Origin of the sequence: Amycolatopsis sp. MtRt-6, assembly GCF_017308975.1 — a bacterium.
Classification (GTDB): Bacteria; Actinomycetota; Actinomycetes; order Mycobacteriales; family Pseudonocardiaceae; genus Amycolatopsis.
Map to the genome: position 1 here is coordinate 457,108 of NZ_JADWPD010000003.1, position 20,732 is coordinate 477,839.

At 71.6% G+C, this 20,732-nt stretch carries 18 protein-coding genes; 10 read left to right on the forward strand and 8 right to left on the reverse strand.

Translation table 11 applies throughout. The features are described from left to right. Nucleotides 1-49: 49 nt before the first annotated feature. Nucleotides 50-1,456, forward strand: coding sequence for a M1 family metallopeptidase (locus I4Q55_RS08455; RefSeq protein WP_206785440.1), 1,407 nt, complete (start codon nt 50-52; stop codon nt 1,454-1,456). Here the strand turns inward: I4Q55_RS08455 and I4Q55_RS08460 are convergent. After that, complete coding sequence (locus I4Q55_RS08460; RefSeq protein ID WP_206785441.1) at nt 1,442-2,830, reverse strand: ATP-binding protein; 1,389 nt, start codon at nt 2,828-2,830, stop codon at nt 1,442-1,444. The two genes, I4Q55_RS08455 and I4Q55_RS08460, sit on opposite strands and share 15 nt — an antisense overlap. 51 nt (nt 2,831-2,881) lie before the next feature. Here I4Q55_RS08460 and I4Q55_RS08465 point away from each other — a divergent pair, with 51 nt between their 5' ends. Beyond that, nucleotides 2,882-3,193 (forward strand): antibiotic biosynthesis monooxygenase, encoded by a 312-nt coding sequence (locus I4Q55_RS08465; protein ID WP_206785442.1) that lies wholly within the window; start codon nt 2,882-2,884, stop codon nt 3,191-3,193. After that, complete coding sequence (locus tag I4Q55_RS08470; RefSeq protein ID WP_206785443.1) at nt 3,186-3,980, forward strand: Sir2 family NAD-dependent protein deacetylase; 795 nt, start codon at nt 3,186-3,188, stop codon at nt 3,978-3,980. The genes I4Q55_RS08465 and I4Q55_RS08470 overlap by 8 nt, the downstream gene beginning before the upstream one ends. Here the strand turns inward: I4Q55_RS08470 and I4Q55_RS08475 are convergent, their stop codons facing one another. Next, entirely contained in the window at nt 3,981-4,997 is a 1,017-nt protein-coding gene (locus I4Q55_RS08475) for an endonuclease/exonuclease/phosphatase family protein (RefSeq protein ID WP_374194454.1), read from the reverse strand. A gap of 105 nt (nt 4,998-5,102) precedes the next feature. Between I4Q55_RS08475 and I4Q55_RS08480 the strand changes: the two genes are divergently transcribed. Both I4Q55_RS08480 and I4Q55_RS08485 read left to right on the forward strand, forming a co-directional pair. Continuing rightward, nucleotides 5,103-6,080 carry an ATP-binding cassette domain-containing protein gene (locus I4Q55_RS08480; RefSeq protein ID WP_206785445.1) on the forward strand — a complete coding sequence of 326 codons (978 nt, stop codon included), beginning with the start codon at nt 5,103-5,105 and terminating at the stop codon, nt 6,078-6,080. Then, a complete protein-coding gene (locus I4Q55_RS08485; RefSeq protein WP_206785446.1) occupies nt 6,077-6,883 on the forward strand; it encodes an ABC transporter permease in 807 nt (268 codons plus the stop codon). Before I4Q55_RS08480 ends, I4Q55_RS08485 begins: the two co-directional genes overlap by 4 nt. 123 nt (nt 6,884-7,006) lie before the next feature. Here the strand turns inward: I4Q55_RS08485 and I4Q55_RS08490 are convergent, their stop codons facing one another. Beyond that, the gene (locus tag I4Q55_RS08490; RefSeq protein ID WP_206785447.1) at nt 7,007-10,198 is read right to left on the reverse strand and encodes a BTAD domain-containing putative transcriptional regulator; all 3,192 of its coding nucleotides are present in this window, start codon (nt 10,196-10,198) and stop codon (nt 7,007-7,009) included. A gap of 148 nt (nt 10,199-10,346) precedes the next feature. Here I4Q55_RS08490 and I4Q55_RS08495 point away from each other — a divergent pair, with 148 nt between their 5' ends. Both I4Q55_RS08495 and pcp read left to right on the forward strand, forming a co-directional pair. Next, nucleotides 10,347-11,765 (forward strand): M1 family metallopeptidase, encoded by a 1,419-nt coding sequence (locus I4Q55_RS08495; RefSeq protein WP_206785448.1) that lies wholly within the window; start codon nt 10,347-10,349, stop codon nt 11,763-11,765. Between the two features lie 41 nt (nt 11,766-11,806). Continuing rightward, on the forward strand, nt 11,807-12,448 hold the full coding sequence (gene pcp / locus I4Q55_RS08500) for a pyroglutamyl-peptidase I (RefSeq protein WP_206785449.1): 642 nt from the start codon (nt 11,807-11,809) through the stop codon (nt 12,446-12,448). Nucleotides 12,449-12,554: 106 nt separating this feature from the next. Here the strand turns inward: pcp and I4Q55_RS08505 are convergent, their stop codons facing one another. Further along, nucleotides 12,555-13,217: a hypothetical protein gene (locus I4Q55_RS08505; RefSeq protein WP_206785450.1), complete on the reverse strand. Its 663-nt coding sequence runs from the start codon at nt 13,215-13,217 to the stop codon at nt 12,555-12,557. 162 nt (nt 13,218-13,379) lie between these two features. On the opposite strand from I4Q55_RS08505, the gene I4Q55_RS08510 reads away from it, so the two are divergent. Genes I4Q55_RS08510 through I4Q55_RS08520 form a run of 3 tightly spaced genes read left to right on the forward strand, consistent with a single transcriptional unit; the run spans nt 13,380 to nt 15,289 of the window. After that, nucleotides 13,380-13,763 carry a hypothetical protein gene (locus I4Q55_RS08510; protein ID WP_206785451.1) on the forward strand — a complete coding sequence of 128 codons (384 nt, stop codon included), beginning with the start codon at nt 13,380-13,382 and terminating at the stop codon, nt 13,761-13,763. A 1-nt stretch (nt 13,764) separates the two neighbouring features. Next, nucleotides 13,765-14,823, forward strand: a complete 1,059-nt coding sequence (locus I4Q55_RS08515) for a hypothetical protein (protein WP_206785452.1) — start codon at nt 13,765-13,767, stop codon at nt 14,821-14,823. Then, entirely contained in the window at nt 14,816-15,289 is a 474-nt protein-coding gene (locus I4Q55_RS08520; RefSeq protein WP_206785453.1) for a YbaB/EbfC family nucleoid-associated protein, read from the forward strand. The genes I4Q55_RS08515 and I4Q55_RS08520 overlap by 8 nt, the downstream gene beginning before the upstream one ends. Nucleotide 15,290: 1 nt before the next feature. On the opposite strand, the gene I4Q55_RS08525 is transcribed toward I4Q55_RS08520, so the two are convergent. The 4 genes from I4Q55_RS08525 to I4Q55_RS08540 all read right to left on the reverse strand — a co-directional run bounded on the left by I4Q55_RS08525 (nt 15,291) and on the right by I4Q55_RS08540 (nt 20,459). Continuing rightward, nucleotides 15,291-17,009 (reverse strand): Hsp70 family protein, encoded by a 1,719-nt coding sequence (locus tag I4Q55_RS08525; RefSeq protein ID WP_206785454.1) that lies wholly within the window; start codon nt 17,007-17,009, stop codon nt 15,291-15,293. Between the two features lie 59 nt (nt 17,010-17,068). Continuing rightward, nucleotides 17,069-17,431, reverse strand: a complete 363-nt coding sequence (locus I4Q55_RS08530; RefSeq protein ID WP_206785455.1) for a helix-turn-helix domain-containing protein — start codon at nt 17,429-17,431, stop codon at nt 17,069-17,071. Next, nucleotides 17,428-17,799: a type II toxin-antitoxin system RelE/ParE family toxin gene (locus tag I4Q55_RS08535; protein ID WP_206785456.1), complete on the reverse strand. Its 372-nt coding sequence runs from the start codon at nt 17,797-17,799 to the stop codon at nt 17,428-17,430. The genes I4Q55_RS08530 and I4Q55_RS08535 overlap by 4 nt, the downstream gene beginning before the upstream one ends. A 101-nt stretch (nt 17,800-17,900) precedes the next feature. Then, nucleotides 17,901-20,459: an ATP-dependent Clp protease ATP-binding subunit gene (locus tag I4Q55_RS08540; RefSeq protein ID WP_206785457.1), complete on the reverse strand. Its 2,559-nt coding sequence runs from the start codon at nt 20,457-20,459 to the stop codon at nt 17,901-17,903. Nucleotides 20,460-20,732: the final 273 nt, after the last annotated feature.

The following is a 20,732-nucleotide window of genomic DNA, read 5'->3' on the forward strand; positions in this document are numbered from 1 at the left end:
GGTGCGGAACGTGACCAAATGATCGCATTCCATCACCTATGGTGGTGGGGTGCGCCGCCGACTGACCGCCCTGGCCGTCTGCGCCGCGGTGGTCTTCGCCGTGGCGTGCGGTGGCGACGCCGTCACCGCGGCACCCCCGCCGCCGCCCATGCACCCGCTGCCGGGCGCGTCCGGCGCGGGCGACCCGTACTACCCGGACGACGGCAACGGCGGTTACGACGCCCTCGGCTACCAGGTCGACGTCAGGTACGACCCGCCGAGCGGGCACCTCGACGGCGACACCACGGTGACCGCGAAGGCCACCCAGGACCTCAGCCGGTTCGACCTCGACCTGCGCGGGCTCGACGTGCACAGCGTCGAGGTCGACGGCAAGCCGGCGCAGTTCGGCCGCGAGAAGGCGTTCGAGCTGATCATCACCCCGCCGGCCCCGATCCGCGCGGGGACGACGTTCCGCACGCGGGTGCGGTACGGCGGCGACCCGGCCAGGACCCCGCACGAGGGCGGCAGCGAGAACGGCTGGAAGCACTCGGCCGACGGCGGCGCGTACGTGGTCGGCGAGCCGCACTCGGCGGCGTTCTGGTACCCGGTGAACGAGACCCCGCGCGACAAGGCGACCTTCACGCTCACCGCGCACGTCCCGCCTGGCTGGACGGTGATCTCGAACGGCCGCGAGGGCCCGCCTGGCACCTGGACCGACCCCAACCCGGTGGCGAGCTACCTGACGACGATCGCGATCGGCAAGTTCGGTGTCGACAGATCGACACTGCCGGACGGCACCCCGGTGGTCACGGCGTACGCGCCGGGCACCGAGGCCCGCCGCGCGATCGGCGACCGCCTCCCGGAGGTCATCGGCTTCCTGGCCGGCAAGTTCGGCCCGTACCCGCAGTCGGCGGCGGGCGGGATCTTCCTGAACGAGAACGTCCCGTTCTCCCTGGAGACGCAGACCCGGCCGACGTACGCGAAGTGGGCCGACCTGCCGACGCTGGTGCACGAGAACGCCCACCAGTGGTTCGGTGACTCGGTGTCGGTGCGGAACTGGTCCGACATCTGCCTGAACGAGTGCTTCGCGTCGTACTCGCAGTGGCTGTGGGCCGAGCGCGAGGGCCAGAACCTGGACGACCGCTACCGCGCGGCCATCGAGATCACCCGCGGCAGCACGGACTTCTGGGCGCAGCAGCTGGTCGACATGGGCCAGGGCCACGAGTTCGAAGGCGTCTACAACAAGGGCATCCTGGCGCTGCACGCCCTGCGCCGCGAGATCGGCGACCCGGCGTTCGGCAAGCTGCTGCGCGAGTGGCCGTCGCGCTACCGCCACGGCAACGCGACCTGGGCCGACTTCGAGGCGATGGTGACGCGGATCGGCGGCAAGGACCTGCGGGCGTTCTTCGACACGTGGTTCCGGGGGACGAAGCTGCCGGCGGACGCCGACCTGTTCCCCGGTTCACTGCGCAGCTGAACTGCCCAGCAACGACCGCGTCAACGCACTGCGCGCGTCCTGCATCTCCCGCAACGCCGTCGTCAGCTCCTCGTCGCCGACGACGACGTCCTCGTCCGGACGCACCGCCAGCGCCCGCAGCGACGCCCGCCGCAGCAGCTCCTTCGCGAACGACGCCGTCATCCCCGCCGTCGCCTCGACGATCGGCGCCAGGTCCGCTGTCAGCTTCAGGCCGCGCGCGTACAGCCGCAGCAGCGCCTCCCGCCCCGCCGCGTCCGGCAGCGGGATTTCCACCGCGAGATCGACGCGGCCCGGGCGGTCGGCGAGGGCCTTCTCCAGCTCGCCCGCCCGGTTGGTGGTGAGCAGGAACGTGACGTCGGCGTCGCCGCCCACGCCGTCCATCGCGTCGAGCAGGGTGAACAGCAGCGGCTGGACCATCGGCCCGTAGCTGCGGTCCTGCGCGATCAGGTCGACGTCCTCGAGCACGACCACGCTCGGCTGCAGGCGCCGGGCCAGCTCGGCCGCCTTGCCCACGAACTTCATCGCCGTGCCGGTCAAGATGAGGACCGTGGTGTCCGGCAGGCGGCCCATCAGGTAGCGGACCGTGTGCGTCTTGCCGGTGCCGGGCGGGCCGTGCAGCAGCAGGCCGCGCTTGAGGTGCTGGCCCGCCGCCAGCAGCCGCTCGCCGTGCTCGGCGATGCCGACCGTGTGCCGCTCGATCGCCTCGAGCACGCCGTCCGGCAGCACGACCTCGTCGCCGGTCAGCGTGGGCCGCGGGAGGAACGTGAGCAGCTCGTTGCCGCGGTGCTCGCTGGTGCCGAAGGCCAGCACCTGCCCGCGCAGGAGGTCGTGCTCGGCCATCAGCCGCTCGACGCGGTCGCGTACTTCGGTGGCGGTCGCCCGCGACGTCGCGAGGACCTCCAGCCGGCACTGCTCGAGCCCCCACTGCGGGTTCGGGCCGCGGATGGCGAGCAGCACCGGGTCCCCGCCCGGCCCGCTCGTGCCGACCAGCCCCAGCTGGACGGCTTCGGTGGCGTCTTCCGGGCCGGTCGCCGTGGTCGTGTAGTCCACCGAGCCCAGCTCGTACATGCCCTGCCGGCGCGCGACGGCGAGCATCCCGATCAGGTCCTCGTGCGTGCGCTGGCCGCCCGCGACGCCGAACCAGGGCACGGCCGTACCGTGCTCGGCCAGGTAGGCGTCCACCCCGCGCTGGAGGTTGGCGTGCTCCCACATCGGCCAGTTGCGGGTCACCACCACCACTTCCGGCAGCGCCGCCCCCAGGTGACCGGTCACCCGCTCGATCAGTTCGCTGCCCTGACCGCTCGCGACCTCGTCCGCGGTGGCGCGGACGATCCGGGCGAGGTCGGCGGCGAGGTCGCGCTCGGTGCTCCCCATGTCCTCAACAGTGGCACGGGTCACACCCGCGAGCCAACTAGGGTGGGAGCCATGAGTGTCGTGAAGATCAACGCGATCGAGGTCCCCGAGGGCGCCGGCCCCGAGCTGGAGAAGCGGTTCGCCGCGCGCATGCACTCCGTCGACGAGCAGCCGGGCTTCCTCGGCTTCGAGCTGCTGCGGCCGGTTTCCGGCGAGACGCGCTACTTCGTCTACACGAAGTGGGAGTCCGAGGAGCACTACCAGGCGTGGGCGACGGGCGGCCCGGCCGCGGCGGCGCACGCGGGCGAGCGCGCCAAGCCCGTGTCCACCGGCGCGAACCTGCTGGAGTTCGAGGTCGTCCTCGGTTCACAGCCGGGTGAATGAAGCCGCGAAGCTCCTGGACGGCGCCGGCGCGCTCCTGATCTGCGCCGGCGCCGGCATGGGCGTCGACTCCGGGCTGCCGGACTTCCGCGGCGGCGAAGGCTTCTGGCGCGCGTACCCGCCGTACGCCCGGCTCGGGCTGCGGTTCGAGGAGCTCGCCGACCCCCGGCACTTCGCCGAGGACCCCGAGCTGGCCTGGGGCTTCTACGGGCATCGGCTTTCGTTGTACCGCAGGACAGAGCCGCACGACGGGTTCCGTCTCCTGCGCGAATTCGGCTCGAACCTGCCCTGCGGCGCCCGGGTTTTCACGTCCAATGTGGACGGCCAGTTCCAGGCGGCGGGCTTCGGGTTCGTCGCGGAGGCGCACGGCTCGATCCACCACCTGCAGTGCCTCGCCGGGTGCACGGACGACATCTGGCCCGCCGAAATGGACGTCGTGGTCGACGAAGAGACCATGCGCGCGGTGCCGCCGCTGCCCTCGTGCCCCCGCTGTGGCGGCCTCGCGCGGCCCAACATCCTGATGTTCGGCGACTTCTCGTGGGTACCGGACCGCAGCCAGGCCCAGCTCGACGAGCTGACGGCGTGGCGCCGGACGGCCCGCGACCTCGTGGTGGTGGAGCTGGGCGCGGGCCAGGCGGTCCCGACGGTCCGCCGCCACAGCGAACTGGCCAGCGCGGCGACCGGCGCGTTGATCCGCGTCAACCCGCGGGAACCGCAGATCCGCCACGGCCGCGGCGTCTCGATCGCGGCCGGCGCGCTGGAAACGCTGAAGCAGCTCCTGCCGCGCTGATCACGGCAGCCGGACCTCGGCGAACACCGCCCGGTGGTCGCTGCCGGCGACGTCGAACACGCGGTAGTCCAGCACCGCCGCGCGGTTGTCCACCGCCACGTGGTCGATCGTCACCACCGGCATGGACGACGGCCACGTCGGGGCCAGGCCTTCGCCGCGTTCCTCGGCCGCGTCGCGGTAGCCACGGGACAGGACCGTGCGGTAGGCCGCGTGGTCCAGCGTGGCGTTGAAGTCGCCGGCCAGGATGCGCAGGCCGTGCTCGCCCGCCGGGCGCGAGAGGTCCTTGATCTCGCGCTCCCACTGCGGCGTGTCGACGTCCGGGGAGATCGGGTGGACGGCGACGATCTCGGCCACCACGCCGTCGCCGAGGTCGGCCTCCGCGCCCGGCTGCTTGGCCGCCGAGTCACCGGCCAGGTTGACCTCCTTCAGCGGGAAGCGCGAGGCGATCCCCGAGCCGAACGCGCCGGGTGCCGGGTGCAGCACCCGGTGCGGCAGCAGGTCGAACAGCCCGGCCGCGGTCAGCCGGTCGACCGCGGACGGCGTCATCTCGACCAGGTTCAGCACGTCGATCCGCTGCTCGCGCACCAGGTCGACGACGGCTTTCGCGTCCGCCCGGCCGTAGAGCAGGTTCGAGGCGAGGACGCGGAGCGTCTTGCCGTTCACCGTGCGTTGTTCGCCCGCCGACATCCGCGGCAGGACGAGGAGGGTCAGCGCGAGCGCCAGCACCAGCGCGACCCCGCCGGTCCACCACCGCCGCAACGCCAGCGCGACGCCGCCGACGAGCACGCCCGCGGCCGCCGCGTACGGCGTCAACGACAGCGCGACGAGCGTGTACCAGCCGCCGTCGTAGCCCACCAGGCGCAGCGCCGCCAGCATCGCCAGAGGCACGACCGGCAGTACCACCAGGCCTGTGACCAGCGGATTCTTCCGCCGCGACCGCGTCTCTTCCGCAACCACCATGCTGCCGAGTATGCCGAGATCGCCCGCCGCGGGCCCGGGCCCCGACAACTCCTCCACAAGATCTCCACCAGCGGCTGCCAGCCGCTGCCAGCGCGCTGTGCGCGGTCTACCAGCGCCGGCGTCCACTGTGATCCACAGACGCGACAGCGAAGGAGGACGCCCATGTCGCACGCAATCCAGGCCGAGGGCCTGGTCAAGCAGTTCGGGGAGACGAAGGCGCTGGACGGGGTGGACCTCGAGGTCCCGTTCGGCCAGGTCGTCGGGGTGCTCGGGCCGAACGGCGCCGGCAAGACGACCGCCGTCCGGATCCTGGCGACCCTGATGAAACCGGACGCCGGCCGGGCCACGGTCGGCGGCTACGACGTCGTCACCGACCCGGTCCGGGTCCGCAGCCTGATCGGGCTGACCGGGCAGTACGCGTCGGTCGACGAGGACCTCAACGGCATCGAGAACCTCGTCCTGATCGGCCGGCTGTACGGCTACTCCCGGGCCACCGCCAAGTCCCGCGCCACCGAGCTGATCGAGCGGTTCGAGCTGACCAAGGCGGCCAAGCGGCCGATCCGGACGTACTCGGGCGGCATGCGGCGGCGGCTGGACCTGGCGGCCAGCCTCGTCGGCCGGCCCGAGGTCCTCTACCTCGACGAGCCGACCACCGGGCTCGACCCGCACGCCCGCAACGAGGTCTGGGACGTCGTCCGCGGCCTGGTCGCCGAGGGAGCGACGGTGCTGCTGACCACGCAGTACCTGGAGGAGGCCGACCAGCTGGCCGACAAGATCACCGTGTTCGACCACGGCCGCGTCGTCGCCGACGGCCGGGCCGACGAGCTGAAGCGCCGCGTCGGCGGGCAGACGCTGCAGGTCCGGCCGACGCGACTGGCCGACATGGACGCCGTCAACCGGATCCTCGGCGACCTTTCCGGCGTCCGGCCGGTCCGCGACGACGCGACCGGCCTGCTCACCGCGCCGGTGGACGACCCGGTCCTGTTGTCCACTTTGGTCCGCAAGCTGGACGAGGCCGGGATCACCGCGGACGAGCTGGCGCTGCGGCTGCCCAGCCTCGACGAGGTGTTCCTCGCCCTCACCGGGCACACCGCCGAACAGTCCACCGAGGACAAGACCCTCGAAGGGAGCCTGGCATGACGACGCTGGCACTCGACCGCCCGGCCCCGCCGCGGCACATCAGCCCCGGCAAGGGGTTCCAGCACGCGCTTTCGCTGGCCTGGCGCGGCATCCTGAAGATCCGCAAGAACCCCGAACAGCTCGCCGACGTCACCCTGATGCCGATCATCTTCCTGGTGATCTTCGTCTACCTGTTCGGCGGCGCGCTGTCCGGCTCGACCGACGCCTACCTGCAGCTGGTGGTGCCCGGCATCATCGTGATGAACATCCTGCAGGCGTGCCTGACCGTCGGCGTGCAGCTCAACACCGACGTCACCAAAGGCGTGTTCGACCGGTTCCGCAGCATGCCGATCGCCCGCTCGGCACCGCTGGTCGGCGCGGTGCTCGCCGACGTCGTGCGCTACGTCGTCTGCCTGACCGTGCTGATGGTCGTGGCGACGATCATGGGCTACCGGATCGCGACCACCCCCGGCGAGTTCGCCGTGGCGATCCTGCTCGCGCTGGCGTTCGGGCTGAGCTTCTGCTGGGGCTCGGTGTTCGTCGGCATGCTGATGAAGACGCCGGGCTCGGCGCAGGCGCTGATGTTCGTCTTCATCATGCCGCTGACGTTCGGCAGCAACGTGTTCGTGCAGACGTCGACCATGCCGGGCTGGCTGCGGGCGTGGGCGGACATCAGCCCGGTCAGCCTGATGGCTAACGCGCTGCGCGGCCTGATGAACGGCGGGCCCGTCGCCGGTCCGCTGGCCGGGGCGCTGGCCTGGATGGCCGGGGCCGTGGTCGTGTTCTTCCCGCTGGCCACCTGGGCCTACCGCCGGCGGGTCTGAAAGGCGCGGAGACACGGGGGTGTTCCGCACCGGGGGAAGGTCGTGAGTGAGAAACAGGGGTTGGACACGGGTTATAGACCACGCACGCTTTCGTCCCTTCCCCCTGGGGTGTTTGTTTTTTTTTTAAAACTTTTTTTCCCACCTTCTCCCACCCCCACGACCGATTTCGTCCATGAGCCAGGCAATGGTGTCCTGTTTGGACGTTGCGAGGCCGGTTTCGTAGCGGGAGTCGTAGTCCGGGAGGGCCGCGCGCAGCTCGTCGATGAGCGCCCGCACCTCGGGGCTGCCGAGGTCCAGCCGCCCGCGGACGACGGCGGACGCGGCGAGCACCCGGGTCGCCGTCTCCGGACGGCCCTGCCGCTGCCGGATCATCGCCAGCAGCTCCACCGCCCCGGCCATGTCCGGCATGTCGCCGCGCCGGTTCGTCGCCCGGATCGCGGTGGCCGCGTGCCGCTCCGCCTCGTCGGCGCGGTCCTGGGCCAGCAGGATCCGGGCTTCGAACGCGTGGATGAACTCCTCGCCGATCCCGCCGGGGAACCAGTCGTCGCCGCCCATCCGGGCGACACGGTCGAGCAGTGCCCGCGCTTCGGCCAGCCGGCCGGTGCGCAGCAGCAGTTCGAGCCTGCCGAACATCAGGATGGCCCGGTGCTGCAGGTTCGTGATGCCTTCGCCGTAGCGCTCCGCGGCCTCCTGGTCGCGCCAGGCACCTTCGAAGTCCCCGGCGCGCGCCCGCTCGACGGCCAGCCGCCACCAGTGCTGCACCGCGTCCTCGTAGGACCGCAGCTCGATCGACAGCGCCAGGCCGCGCTGGTAGATCTCGATGGCCTTGTCGCTGTCGCCGGTTTGCGAGAGCGCGTACGCCTTGAAGCTCAACGTCATCGCGATGCCCCACCGGTCGCCCACCGCCTCGAACCCGGCGTGGGCCAGGTCACGTGCGCGGTCGGCACCCGCGACGTCACCGACGTCGTCGAGCAGGAAGCTCTCCACCCAGTGCCCGCCGGCGCGGGTCCAGGTGTCGCCGCTGTGCTGCGCCCGCCGCACCTCGCGGACGGCCACCTCGCGGTCGCCGCCGAGGAACGCCAGCATCGGCAACGCCACCGCGAGCCCGGGGTACCGCCGCACGGCGTCGGTGCGCACGCACTCGTCGACCAGCCGGAGGATCTCGTCGCGGTTCGCGTGCACCGGCACGTCGTCCATGAGGTAGACGAGCGCCCGGTAGGCGGCCCGCACCGCGGGCGGCAGCCGGTCGCCGAACTCGAGGGTCTCGTGGATCAGCCCGCCGGCCCGGCCGCCCTGGCCGAGAATGGTGAGGTACCAGAGCATCCCGTCCAGCAGCTCGACGGCGTTGTCCACATCGGACATCTCGATCGCGCCGCGCAGGGCCGCGACCAGGTTCGCGCTCTCGGCCTCGTACCGGTCGATCGCCCGCAGCTGCCCGGCGGTGCGCAGCGTCGGGTCCAGCCGCTGGGCGAGCTCGCCGTAGTAGGCGGCCATCGCCCGGCGCACCCGGTCGTGCTCGCCCGACTCCACCAGCCGCTCGGTGGCGTAGGCCCGCAGCGTCTCGAGCATCCGGTACCGCGGCTCGCCGGCGCCGTCGACAGTGTCCACTATGGACTTCTCGACGAGGCTGCCGAGCACGTACGGCACGTCGGCGGCGGGCAGCAGCCCGTCGGCGCAGACGGCTTCGATCGCCGCCAGCTCCGCCCCGCCCGCGAACACCGCCAGCCGCCGGGCCAGCACCAGCTCGGGCTCGGCCAGGAGGTCCCAGCTCCACTCGACGACCGCGCGCAGCGTCCGCTGCCGCGGCAGTGCCGTCCGGCTGCCCGAGGTGAGCAGCCGGAACCGGTCGCCGAGCCGTCCGGCGATCTGGGCCACGGTCATCGACCGCAGCCGCGCCGCGGCCAGCTCCAGCGCGAGGGGCATCCCGTCGAGCCGGCGGCAGATCTCCGCAACGTGGTCCACAGTGGACTCGTCGAGCACGAAGTCGGGGCGCACCGCGGCGGCCCGGTCGAGGAACAGCCGGGTCGAGTCCAGCTCGGCGGCCTCCGCGGGCGCGGCGCGTTCGGCGGGCACCGGCAGCGGGCCGAGCGGGCAGAGCGCCTCCCCGGTGATGGCCAGCGGCTCGCGGCTGGTCGCCAGGATCCGCAGCCGCGGCGCCCGGTGCAGCAGGGCGTCGGCCAGCCGGGCGGCGGCGTCGATGACGTGCTCGCAGTTGTCCAGCACCAGCAGGGCCTCGTCGCCGCCGAGCACCTCGACGGCCTGCGCCACCGGATCCGGCGGCCGCCGGTGGACCTCGGTCTCGGTGCGGATCTCGCGGACCTCGAGCGCGCCCAGCAGCGCACCGGTGACGTCGTCGGGGTCGCGGACGCCGGCCAGCGCGGCGAACCAGACCCGGCCCCGCTGGTGCGCGGGGTGCCGCGACGCCGCCTCGGTGGCCAGCCGGGTCTTGCCCGCCCCGCCCGGCCCGGTCAGCGTGACCAGCCGGGCGCCGCCGAGCAGCTCGGCCAGCAGCTTGAGCTCGTCGTCGCGGCCGACGAACGTGGTCAGCCGGGTCGGCAGCCGCTCGGCCACCGGTGGCGGCGGCGCGAACTCGCCGCGCAGCGCGGCGACGTGGACCTCCTGCAGCTCGGCGGAGGGATCGACGCCGAGCTGGTCGGCCAGCGTGCGGCGGATCCCGGCGTAGGCGGCCAGGGCCTCCGACTGCCGCCCGGCCGCGCACAACGCGCGGATCCGCAGCCCGGCGAGCCGTTCGCGCAGCGGGTCGGCCTCGGCCGCCACGGTCAGGTCGGCCAGCACCCCGGCGTGCTCGCCCAGCCGGATCAGGGCTTCGAACCGGTCCTCGGCCGCCTCGGTCCGCAGGTCGGTGAGCCGCCGCGCCGGCGAAGGCGCGAAGGGCGCGTCGAGGACGTCGGCGAGCGCGGCGCCCTGCCACAGCGCGAGGGCCTCGGTGAGCAGGTCGGCGGCCCGGGCGTCACGACCGGCGGCCAGCTCCCGGCGCCCCTCGGCGGCGAGCCGTTCGAACCGTTCGGCGTCGACGTCACCGGCTTTCACCGCGAGCCGGTAGCCACCCGGCCCGGATTCGACGGCCACCGGCAAGGCCTTCCGCAGCCGCGAGACCAGCGACTGCAGGGCGTTGGCGGCGTCGGCGGGTGGTTCGCCGCCCCAGAGCCCGTCGACGAGCGCGTCGGCCGGGACCGCGCGCCCGGCGTCCAGCGCGAGCCTGGCCAGGAGCATGCGGAGGCGGGCGCCGCCGATGTCGATCGGCGTGCCGTCGTCTTCCGCCACCCGGAGCGGCCCCAGCAGCGCAACGCGCATGCGTCCAGCTTTCCAGACGGCGGGCCGGCGCCGGGGCGGGCCGACGGAAGTGCTGATTATCCGGACAAACAAGACGGGATGCCCCGGACGGCCCGTTCCCGGCGATACGTTGCGGAGGAGGCTCACCCGAACACGGACAGGAGCGGTCATGAGGGGACGGAAACCGGTCGTGGTGGCGGCCGCGGTGGTCGCCAGTCTCTGCCTCGGCGCCGGTGTCGCCGCGGCGGGCGACGGCTGGGGCGCGGCGAAGCCCGGCAGCGACGGCGCCGGGGACAGCTACTACCCGCAGGACGGCAACGGCGGGTACGACGTGGCCGACTACGACCTCAAGGTCACCTACGACCCGGCGTCGCACCAGCTCACCGGGAACCAGGACATCTCCGCACGGGCGACCCAGTCGCTCAGCTCGTTCAACCTGGACCTGCACGGCCTGACCGTCGACTCGGTCGAGGTCGACGGCCGCGCCGCGGCGTTCACCCGGACCGGCGACCACGAGCTGGTCATCACGCCTTCGCGCGCGCTGTGGCGGGGTCAGCGCTTCAAGGTCGAGATCGCCTACCACGGCGTGCCGGCGCCGATCGACGACCCGGCGCTCGGCAACAGCGGCTGGCAGTACGCCAAGGCGGGCGGCGCGTTCGTCGCCGGCGAGCCGAAGTCGGCCACCACCTGGTACCCGGTCAACGACACCCCGCGCGACAAGGCCACGTTCCACCTGGCGATCACCGTGCCCGACGAGTGGGGCGTGATCGCCAACGGCCGTGAGAAGCCGTCGTTCCAGGCGCCCGGCGGCACCACGCACGTCTGGGCCGAAGAGACGCCGATCGTGCCGTACATGACGACGGTCGCGATCGACAAGTGGACATTCGACCGGCAGCGGCGGAAGGACGGGACGCCGATCGTCAGCGCGTTCGCCCCGGGCGTCCCCGACTCGACGAAGCAGGCCGAGGCGCGGCTGCCGGAGATCCTCGACTTCCTCGAGTCGAAGTTCGGCCCGTACCCGATCGACGCGGCGGGCGGCATCTTCCTCAACGAGGAGATCGGCTTCTCGCTGGAGACGATGAGCCGGCCGATCTACTCGGCGGGCTGGGCGGGCACGGTCCCGACGATCGTCCACGAGAACGCCCACCAGTGGTACGGCGACTCGGTGGCGGTCGCGCACTGGCGCGACGTCTGCCTCAACGAGTGCTTCGCCTCCTACGCCACCTGGCTGTGGGACGAGGCGAAGGAGGGCGTCGACCTGAACGCGCAGTACGCCAACGACGTCAAGACCGCGCCGGCGCGGCTCTGGGACGGCAAGCTCTACGACATGGGCGCCGGCAACGAGTTCACGTACGTGTACTCGAAGGGCCCGATGATGCTGCACGCACTGCGCAACTACGTCGGCGAGCAGGCGTTCGCCCGGGTGTTGAAGACCTGGCCGTCGCTGCACCGCGACGGGAACGCGAGCATGCAGGAGTTCCAGCGGTACACCGAGTTCGTCACGCACCGGAGCCTCAAGGGCTTCTTCGACGCGTGGGTGTACGGCACCGGCAAGCCGGCCGCCGAGTATCTCTTCCCGCGGACGTAGGGTGGCCTCGACGCTTGTTTCGGTCCGTTCCGGGAGGGGACATGGCCAGGGTGCTGATGACGGGGTTCGCCCCGTTCGGCGGCGAGTCGGTGAACCCGTCGTGGCAGGCGGTTTCGCTGGTGGCCGCGCGCCGTGACGACGTCGCGGCGGTGGAGCTGCCCTGCGAGTTCGCGGCTTCGCTGCCCGCGCTGCGCCGGGCGGTCGTCACGCATCGGCCTTCGCTGGTGGTCTGCGCCGGCCAGGCGGGCGGCCGGTCCGAGGTGACGCCGGAGCGGGTGGCGATCAACCTGGTCGACGCCCGCATCCCGGACAACGCGGGCGCGCAGCCGGTGGACATCCCGGTGGTCCCGGACGGCCCGGCGGCCTACTTCACGACGCTGCCGGTGAAGGCCTGCGTGGCGGCGATCCGCGCGGCGGGCGTCCCGGCGTCGGTCTCCCACACGGCCGGGACGTACGTGTGCAACCAGGTGTTCTACGGCTTGATGCACCTGCTGGCCACGGAGTTCCCGGCGGCGCGCGGCGGATTCGTGCACGTCCCGTTCAGCCCGGCCCAGGTCGCGGCGGCGGGCAAGAGCGACGCGTCGCTGAGCGTGGAGCTGATCGCCCGCGCGCTGGAAGCGCTGGCGGACACCGCGTTGCGGGTGACGGAGGACCTGATGGTCAGCGCGGGCGCGGAGCATTGAGCAGCGACCGCCGGGCGAGACCAGCGCCCCAATGTGGCCTTGGTTGCGTTCAACGCACCGAAGGCCACATTGGGGCGCATCGCCGGGCCGCCGTCGACGAGGTTCCCTAACCGCCGCGGCCGGTGAGCTCGACGAACGCCGGCGGGCCCGGGACGTTGTGGTGGACCGTCAGGTCCGCGACCCGGTCGCCGCTCCAGGACGGCGTGAAGCTGACCACCAGCGTGCACCGGCGGCCCGGGGCCACCTCCTGGCCCACGCACCCGCTCGGGTCCACCGCGAAGTCCGTGCCGTCCAGCTCGATCCCGCTCACCCGCACCGGGCTCGCGCCGACGCTGCGGACCGCCACCACGCAGGACGTCGTCGTGTGCACCGGGGTCGTTCCGCACGTGACCGACTCCGGGACGATCACCCGCGGCTCCGCGGCCACCGCCGGGACGCCGGGGAACGTGGCGGGGCGGCCGCGCACCAGGTCGAGCACCGTCACGCCCGTCACCGTCAGGACCAGCGCCCCCGCCGCCAGCAGCACGATCGCGATCGCCTTGATGCCGCGGGCGCTGCCGTCCTTGGCGGTGAACCCGCCGGCCGCCAGGACCGTGACCACCAGCGTGGAGATCAACGTCGCGTCCGGGCCGGCCCCGATCGCGGCCGGGACCAGCGTGCCGAGCAGCGACGCGCCGACCGTGACCGCGAATCCCGTCCAGGAGAAGCGTTTTGCCTCGCGCAGCTGCCGCCGCACGGTCGGCGCCCGCGGTTTCGTGACTGTGCTCATGCAGGTAGGAGCGTCGAGCCCCGCCGCCACGGACGACATTCGCCCGTTCGGCGGTACGGTAGCCGGGTCGTGATCTGGGGCACACCGTCCGCAATCCACCCTGTCGCGTGATCGAACGGTGTTTACATGTCCGGAACGCGCAGTCCGAAGAAGAGGTGAGCGATGATCGGATTCGAGACCGACCTGCAGGACCTGCGGGACTCGGCCCGGGCCCTCCAAGGCGCGGCCGATGCCGCGGAAGCCGCGTCGAACGGCCTGCGCGGCACCGACGTCCCGGTCAACTCCGGCGACACCGGCGGGTTCTTCGGCGGCCTCGGCGCGATGTTCCCCGCGGACAACGCCTTCGGCCGCACCCTCGGCATGCCGGCCGTCGCGGCCGCCTACAACGACCACCTGGCGAAGATCCAGAAGCTGGTCGCGCAGCTGCACCAGACCACCGCGGACACCAGCCACGCGCTGATGCGGGTCGCCGAGCTGTACGAAAAGGCCGACGAGAACTCCAAGCAGCGCGTCAACCGCGCGGCCGCCGGCCTGGAGGGGAACTGACGTGGACGGCTACTTCGACAGCGGGCTCGACGCCCAGCCGATGTCCGGTGGCGACAACCGCCGCGCGGAGCTCCTGGAAGGTGTCTCCGAGGACCTGAAGCAGGGCGCGAACGACGCCCTCGACGCCCTCGAGATCCTGCGCCTGACCGACTGGATCTTCGGCATGGGCCCCGGCGACGACGGCTTCAAGCAGATGCAGGACGACACCGCCGGCCTCTACCGCGAGTTCTCCGACGCCGACATCGACCACGACTCGGCCGAGGGCCTGCAGAGCCTGATCATGAAGCACGACGCCGTCTGGAAGGCGCTGCAGCGCGACTCGGGCCCGAAGCTCGACGACGCCCGGCAGTTCCTCGACGTCTGGCGCGGCTCCGCGGCCAACGCCGTCAAGGCCTACCTGAACAACCTCGCGGACACCTTCACCGAGGTCGAAACCAAGATCACCATCCTGGAGGCCGACCTCGTCGCCGCGCGCGAGGCCATCGCTTCGGCCCGGCAGGACCTGAACAACCTCGGCTCGACGTTCAAGAAGACGGCGGAGGACTACCAGAAGTCGCAGGATCGCAAGCGCGAAGCGGCCATGTCGAAGGTGCTGGCGGCGACGTTCGCGGGCGCGGTCACCGGCCTGCTCACCGTGGCCACCGCCGGCGCGGGCGCCGCGGCGGGCGCGGCGGTCTTCACCATGGCCAACGGCGCGATCGTCGCCGGGAACGCCGCCGGCGGCGCGATCACCGCGATGGTGGCGAACCAGGCGGAGATCACCGGCGACAACGGGTTCGACCTGTACAAGAGCTTCTCCGACAGCGCGGGCAAGATCCGCAACGCCGCCGGCGACGCGGCGCAGACGCTGGCGGACCGCATCGGCGACGAAGCCGTCGACCTGCCGAAGATCCCCGACGCGCCGGACGTCAGCCCGGGCTCGAGCTTCGACCCGGACAACTTCGAGACCGACCGCACGTCGCGGCAGACCGAGCAGAACGTCCGCGACGCGAACGTCGACATCGCGCCCGACGGCCAGGTGTCCAGCGGCGCGACGCACGCCGGGAGGCTGGATGGCTGACGGCCCGGACCGCGACGCCCTCCTGGCCGAACTGTCCGCGCTGTCGGCGACGGCGACGTCCGCCGACGGCGCGGTCACGCTGTCGGTCAACACCGACGGCGTGCTGACCCGGCTGCGGCTGAGCGACGCCGTCTCGCGGATGTCGCCGGCGGAGATCGCGGACGCCGTCCTGCGGACCTACGTCGAAGCGCAGCGCGACTCGGCGAAGCGGACCGGGCAGCTGCTGGCGCCGCTGGGCACCGGCGGCTACCTGATGGACCGGCTGCGCTGGCGCGTCCAGTTCGAGCCGGCCCCGGTTCCGGTGGCCGCGCCCGCGCCACCACCGGCCGCCGGGGATGCCGGGGGTGCGGACGGCAAGGTGCTCAAGGACCGGTCATCGGACGCCGCGGCCGCCGCGCCGCCGTCCGGACCGGTGCCGGACGACGACTGGTACGCCGGCGGCCTGCGGTTCGACAAGGCCTGGTGAGTCAGGCCGGCTTGACCTGGCTGGTGAAGAAGGCCACGAGGTCGGCGGTACGGCGCGCGTCGAGCGAGGTGTAGAGCGCGGCCGCCCGCCGGTCGTCCGAGCCGAAGAGCACGATCCCGGAGTAGCTGCCGACCCCGGCGACGTACCGGCCGCGCAGCCCGCCGCCGTCCCAGGTGCCCTGCACGATGTCGCGCGCGCCGACCTGCAGCTTCGTGCTCGCCTCGATCTCGCCGACGGTGACGCCCTGGTAGTAGCTGACGACGCTGCCCTTGCCGAACCCGCAGGTCACCGCCGTCTGGGCGTGCACCAGCTTGCCGACGGAGTCGGCGGGCCGGCAGGTGGTGCGGTCCGGGACGGTGCCGGCCAGCGAGCGCGTGCAGGGGGTGAACCCGGCCTGGTCGCGCTGCGCCGTCGTGGTGCAGTCCACTGTGGACTGGGCGGACTCGCTCTCCGTCGCGAAGAGGACGACGGCCACGGTGATCACGACGACGACGAGCGCCGCGATGCCGATGAGCAGGGCTTTGTTCTTCTTGCGCGGCCCGGGTTCCGGCGATGGCGGCGGGGGCGTGAACTGCCGGGCCGGTTGCTGCCACGGCTGCGGCCGCGGCGGCGGCGGCACCGGCGGCCGGACGGGCGCGAACGCGGGCACGGTGAGGTCGGTGGTGGTGCCCAGCGGAACGTGGTGCAGCCCGAACGCGACGGCCGTCTCGGGCTGGTCCTGCGTGGTCGGCGTGACGCCGAGCTGCCGCCCGAGCAGCGTGGCCAGCAGCGGCATCCGGCTCGGCCCGCCGACGAGGTAGACACCGGCGAGCTGCGCGGGGCTGAGCCCGGCGCGGCCGATCGTCGAGCCGAGCAGCTCGGCGCTGCGCAGCAGGCTGGGCCGCACGAGCGCTTCGAGCTCGTCCCGGCTGACGAGGACGTCACCGAAGGGCTCGGGCATCGGCACGTGGGTCTGCGCGTGCCGCGAGAGGCTTTCCTTGGCGTCGCGGACGTCCTGCAGCAACGCTCGCCGTGTGCGGCGGTCGGCGGTGGTCTGCGGGCGCAGGAGCCGTTGCCACTGCGCCGGATCGGCGTGCGAGACCGAGCGTCCGATGTGGACGAGCAGGGCCTGGTCGATGTCGAGGCTGCCGAGATCGGGCAGGCCGTCTTCGGCGAGCACGGTGAAGCCCTGCCGGGTGACGCCGACGACGGCGCAGTCGAAGGTGCCGGCCCCGAGGTCGTAGACACCGATGGGCCCACCGCCCCGGCTCCCGAGACTGGCGTAGTGCGCGGCGGCGGCCACCGGTTCGGGGATCAGCCGGACATCGGCGAACCCGGCCCTGGCCGCGGCGGCCCGGAGCACCTCCTGCCGAGCGGCACCCCAGCCGGCGGGGTGCGAGATCCGCGTCTGCGCGGGCGGCCGGCCCAGCTGCCGTTCGGCTTCCTCGCCGATCCGGCGCAGGATGGCGGCAAAGGCGTCGACGACGGGGACGTCGACGTCCCCGAGCTTGATCGCGCCCTCGTCGATCCGCCGCTTCGGGTTCGGTTCGAACCGGCTGGGATCGAGCCGGGCCCGCCGTTCGGCGTCCTGCCCGACGACGAGCAGGCCGTCATCGTTGGCGTAGACGGCGGAGGACATGGTGACGGAGCCGTCGACCTCGATGGCCCGGGGGCCGCGCCCGAAGGCGGAGAGCACGCCGACGGTGCTGGAAGTCCCGAAGTCGATCGAGAGCACGTCCACGCGGATTCCCCTCCCAAGGTCCGCGGGCATCGTCTCACGGCCGGGGATCGCCACCGTGGTCAGGCGCAGGCATCAGAGCTGTCGCGTTGAGCGGCCGACACGGTGACGTCACGATCTTCGAAGTCGGCGACCACCCGCATCCGGCCGCCGAGGGCCGTGATGTAGCGGCGGAGGGTGTCGAGCGCCATCTGCCCCGGATCACCCTGTTCGAGCTGGCTTATCCGCGGCTGGCTGACCCCCATGCGCCGGGCGAGCTCGGTCTGGCTGACACCGGCGTCTTCGCGGAGCTGCGCCAAGCGGAAGCCCAAGACGTAGGCCTCGGTGGCCTCGCGCGCCACCGTACGCGCGGCCTCGACGTCACGGCCGGTTTCCCGGTCGATGGCGAGCTTCTCAGCCTTGACGTCCTTCCACGACCGGCTCATCGCTCAGCCCCCTCTCCGGTTCGCAGGTGTTCCCGGAACCGCTTCTCCGCGATCGGGATGTTGTAGTCGTACCAGCCTTTCCAGTTCCCGGACTTGTCACCGGCCACCAGGAGTAACGCGCACCGCACGGGATCGAAGGCGAAGAGAATCCTGATCTCACTGCTACCCGCGGACGCCGGTCTCAACTCCTTCAGGTGGTGCAAGCTCGACCCCTTCACCCGGTCGACCAACGGCCTGCCGAGCCGAGGACCTTCACGGGCAAGCATGTCGATCGCTTCTTCTACGCGGTCGGCGGAGACCGGGTCTTCCCTACACAGGTCCACAAACCACCGGTCGACCTCATCGTGAAGTTCGATCTCCCACTCCATCCGACTACTATAATGTACGCCTTATAGCCGGAGTTCGCCAGACAGCGAGAAGGGCGGCTCCCCACTCGGGGGAACCGCCCTCCTGGCGTACTACGCGACGATCACTCGCCTTCGGCTTCGCCGCCCTGCTCCTCGTGGCCCGCGCCGATGCTGACCGGCGGGGCGTCCGGGATGGACGACGGACGACGCTCACCGCGGAAGGTGAAGCGTGCCTGGTCGTCCTTGTCTTCGGGGTTGCCGCTCCAGCCTTCGACGTCGACCAGGATGATCTGGCCCGGCTCGACCTCGCCGAACAGGATCTTCTCCGAGAGCTGGTCTTCGATCTCGCGCTGGATGGTGCGGCGCAGCGGCCGCGCGCCGAGCACGGGGTCGAACCCGCGCTTGGCCAGCAGCGACTTGGCCTTCTCGGTCAGTTCCAGCTCCATGTCCTTCGCGCGCAGCTGGGTCTCCACCCGCCCGATCATCAGGTCGACCATCTGGATGATCTGTTCCTGGGACAGCTGGTGGAACACGATGATGTCATCGATCCGGTTGAGGAACTCCGGGCGGAAATGCTTCTTCATTTCCTCGTTGACCTTCTGCTTCATCTTCTCGTACCGGTTCGTGGTGTCGTTGGCACCAGCGAACCCGAGCGACACGGACTTGGAGATGTCCGAGGTCCCCAGGTTGGACGTGAAGATCAGCACCGTGTTCTTGAAGTCGACCGTGCGGCCCTGACCATCGGTCAGGCGGCCGTCCTCCAGCACCTGCAGGAGCGTGTTGTAGATCTCCTGGTGCGCCTTCTCGATCTCGTCGAACAGCACCACCGAGAACGGCTTGCGCCGCACCTTCTCGGTCAGCTGGCCACCCTCTTCGTACCCGACGTAGCCGGGAGGGGCACCGAAGAGCCGGGATGCGGTGTAGCGGTCGTGGAACTCACCCATGTCGATCTGGATGAGCGCGTCGTCCTCACCGAACAGGAACGACGCCAGCGCCTTCGACAGCTCCGTCTTACCGACGCCGGAGGGGCCGGCGAAGATGAACGAGCCCGACGGGCGCTTCGGGTCCTTCAGACCGGCGCGGGTGCGGCGGATCGCCTGCGACACGGCCTTGACCGCGTCCTCCTGGCCGATGATGCGCTTGTGGAGCTCCTCCTCCATGCGCAGCAGCCGGGTGGTCTCCTCCTCGGTCAGCTTGAACACCGGGATGCCGGTCCAGTTGGCCAGCACCTCCGCGATCTGCTCGTCGTCGACCTCGGCGACGACGTCGAGGTCGCCGTCCTTCCACTGCTTCTCCCGCTCACCCTTCTGGCCGAGGAGCGTCTTCTCCTCGTCACGCAGGCGGGCGGCCCGCTCGAAGTCCTGCGCGTCGATCGCGGACTCCTTGTCGCGGCGGACGTTGGCGATCTTCTCGTCGAACTCGCGCAGGTCCGGCGGCGCGGTCATCCGGCGGATGCGCATCCGGGCGCCGGCCTCGTCGATCAGGTCGATCGCCTTGTCCGGGAGGAACCGGTCGTTGATGTACCGGTCCGCCAGGGTCGCGGCGGCGACCAGCGCCGAGTCGGTGATCGAGACGCGGTGGTGCGCCTCGTACCGGTCGCGCAGGCCCTTGAGGATCTCGATCGTGTGCTCCAGCGACGGCTCGCCGACCTGGATCGGCTGGAACCGGCGCTCGAGGGCGGCGTCCTTCTCGATGTACTTGCGGTACTCCTCGAGCGTGGTCGCGCCGATCGTCTGCAGCTCACCGCGGGCGAGCATCGGCTTCAGGATGCTCGCGGCGTCGATCGCGCCCTCGGCGGCACCCGCACCGACCAGCGTGTGCAGCTCGTCGATGAACAGGATGATGTCGCCGCGGGTCTTGATCTCCTTGAGCACCTTCTTCAGGCGCTCTTCGAAGTCACCGCGGTAGCGGGAGCCGGCGACCAGGGAGCCCAGGTCCAGCGTGTAGAGCTGCTTGTCCTTGAGCGTCTCGGGCACCTCGCCCTTGACGATGCTCTGCGCGAGGCCCTCGACGACGGCGGTCTTGCCGACGCCGGGCTCGCCGATCAGCACCGGGTTGTTCTTGGTCCGGCGGGACAGCACCTGCATGACCCGCTCGATCTCCTTGCCGCGCCCGATGACCGGGTCGAGCTTGCCCTCGCGGGCGAGCACGGTCATGTTGCGGCCGAACTGGTCCAGCACCAGCGACGACGACGGGGTGCCCTCACCGCGGCCGGAACCGGTTTCGGTGGACTCCTTGCCGCCCTGGTAGCCCGAGAGCAGCTGCAGCACCTGCTGGCGGACCCGGTTCAGGTCCGCACCCAGCTTGACCAGCACCTGCGCGGCGACGCCCTCGCCCTCGCGGATCAGGCCCAGCAGGATGTGCTCGGTCCCGATGTAGTTGTGGCCCAGCTGCAGCGCCTCGCGCAGCGACAGCTCCAGCACCTTCTTGGCGCGCGGCGTGAACGGGATGTGCCCGCTCGGCGCCTGCTGGCCCTGGCCGATGATCTCCTCGACCTGCTGACGCACGCCCTCCAGGGCGATGCCCAGCGACTCCAGCGCCTTGGCGGCGACACCCTCACCCTCGTGGATCAGACCCAGGAGGATGTGCTCGGTGCCGATGTAGTTGTGGTTGAGCATCCTGGCCTCTTCTTGAGCCAGGACGACCACCCGCCTCGCGCGGTCGGTGAACCTCTCAAACATGTGCACTCCCTCGACTGCTGCGCCGGCGGCCCGTTTCCATCGCGTGCTTTCACCCCGATGGATTCAGCACCGTGAGACCACTCTAGTAGCCAAGCCGTCGCGCTGGCGTACCACTACGGCTCTCCGTGGCCTTTTTCGCACCCGGACAGGGGGTCTTCCGGGTACTTCCATCATCAGGTTGCCCTGCACCTTTACGTCAAGGACAACGTGCGGCCCGCCATCCGGATTCCGCCATCCGCGCGCTGTCCGCTCACCGCGAACAGTCCGCACCCT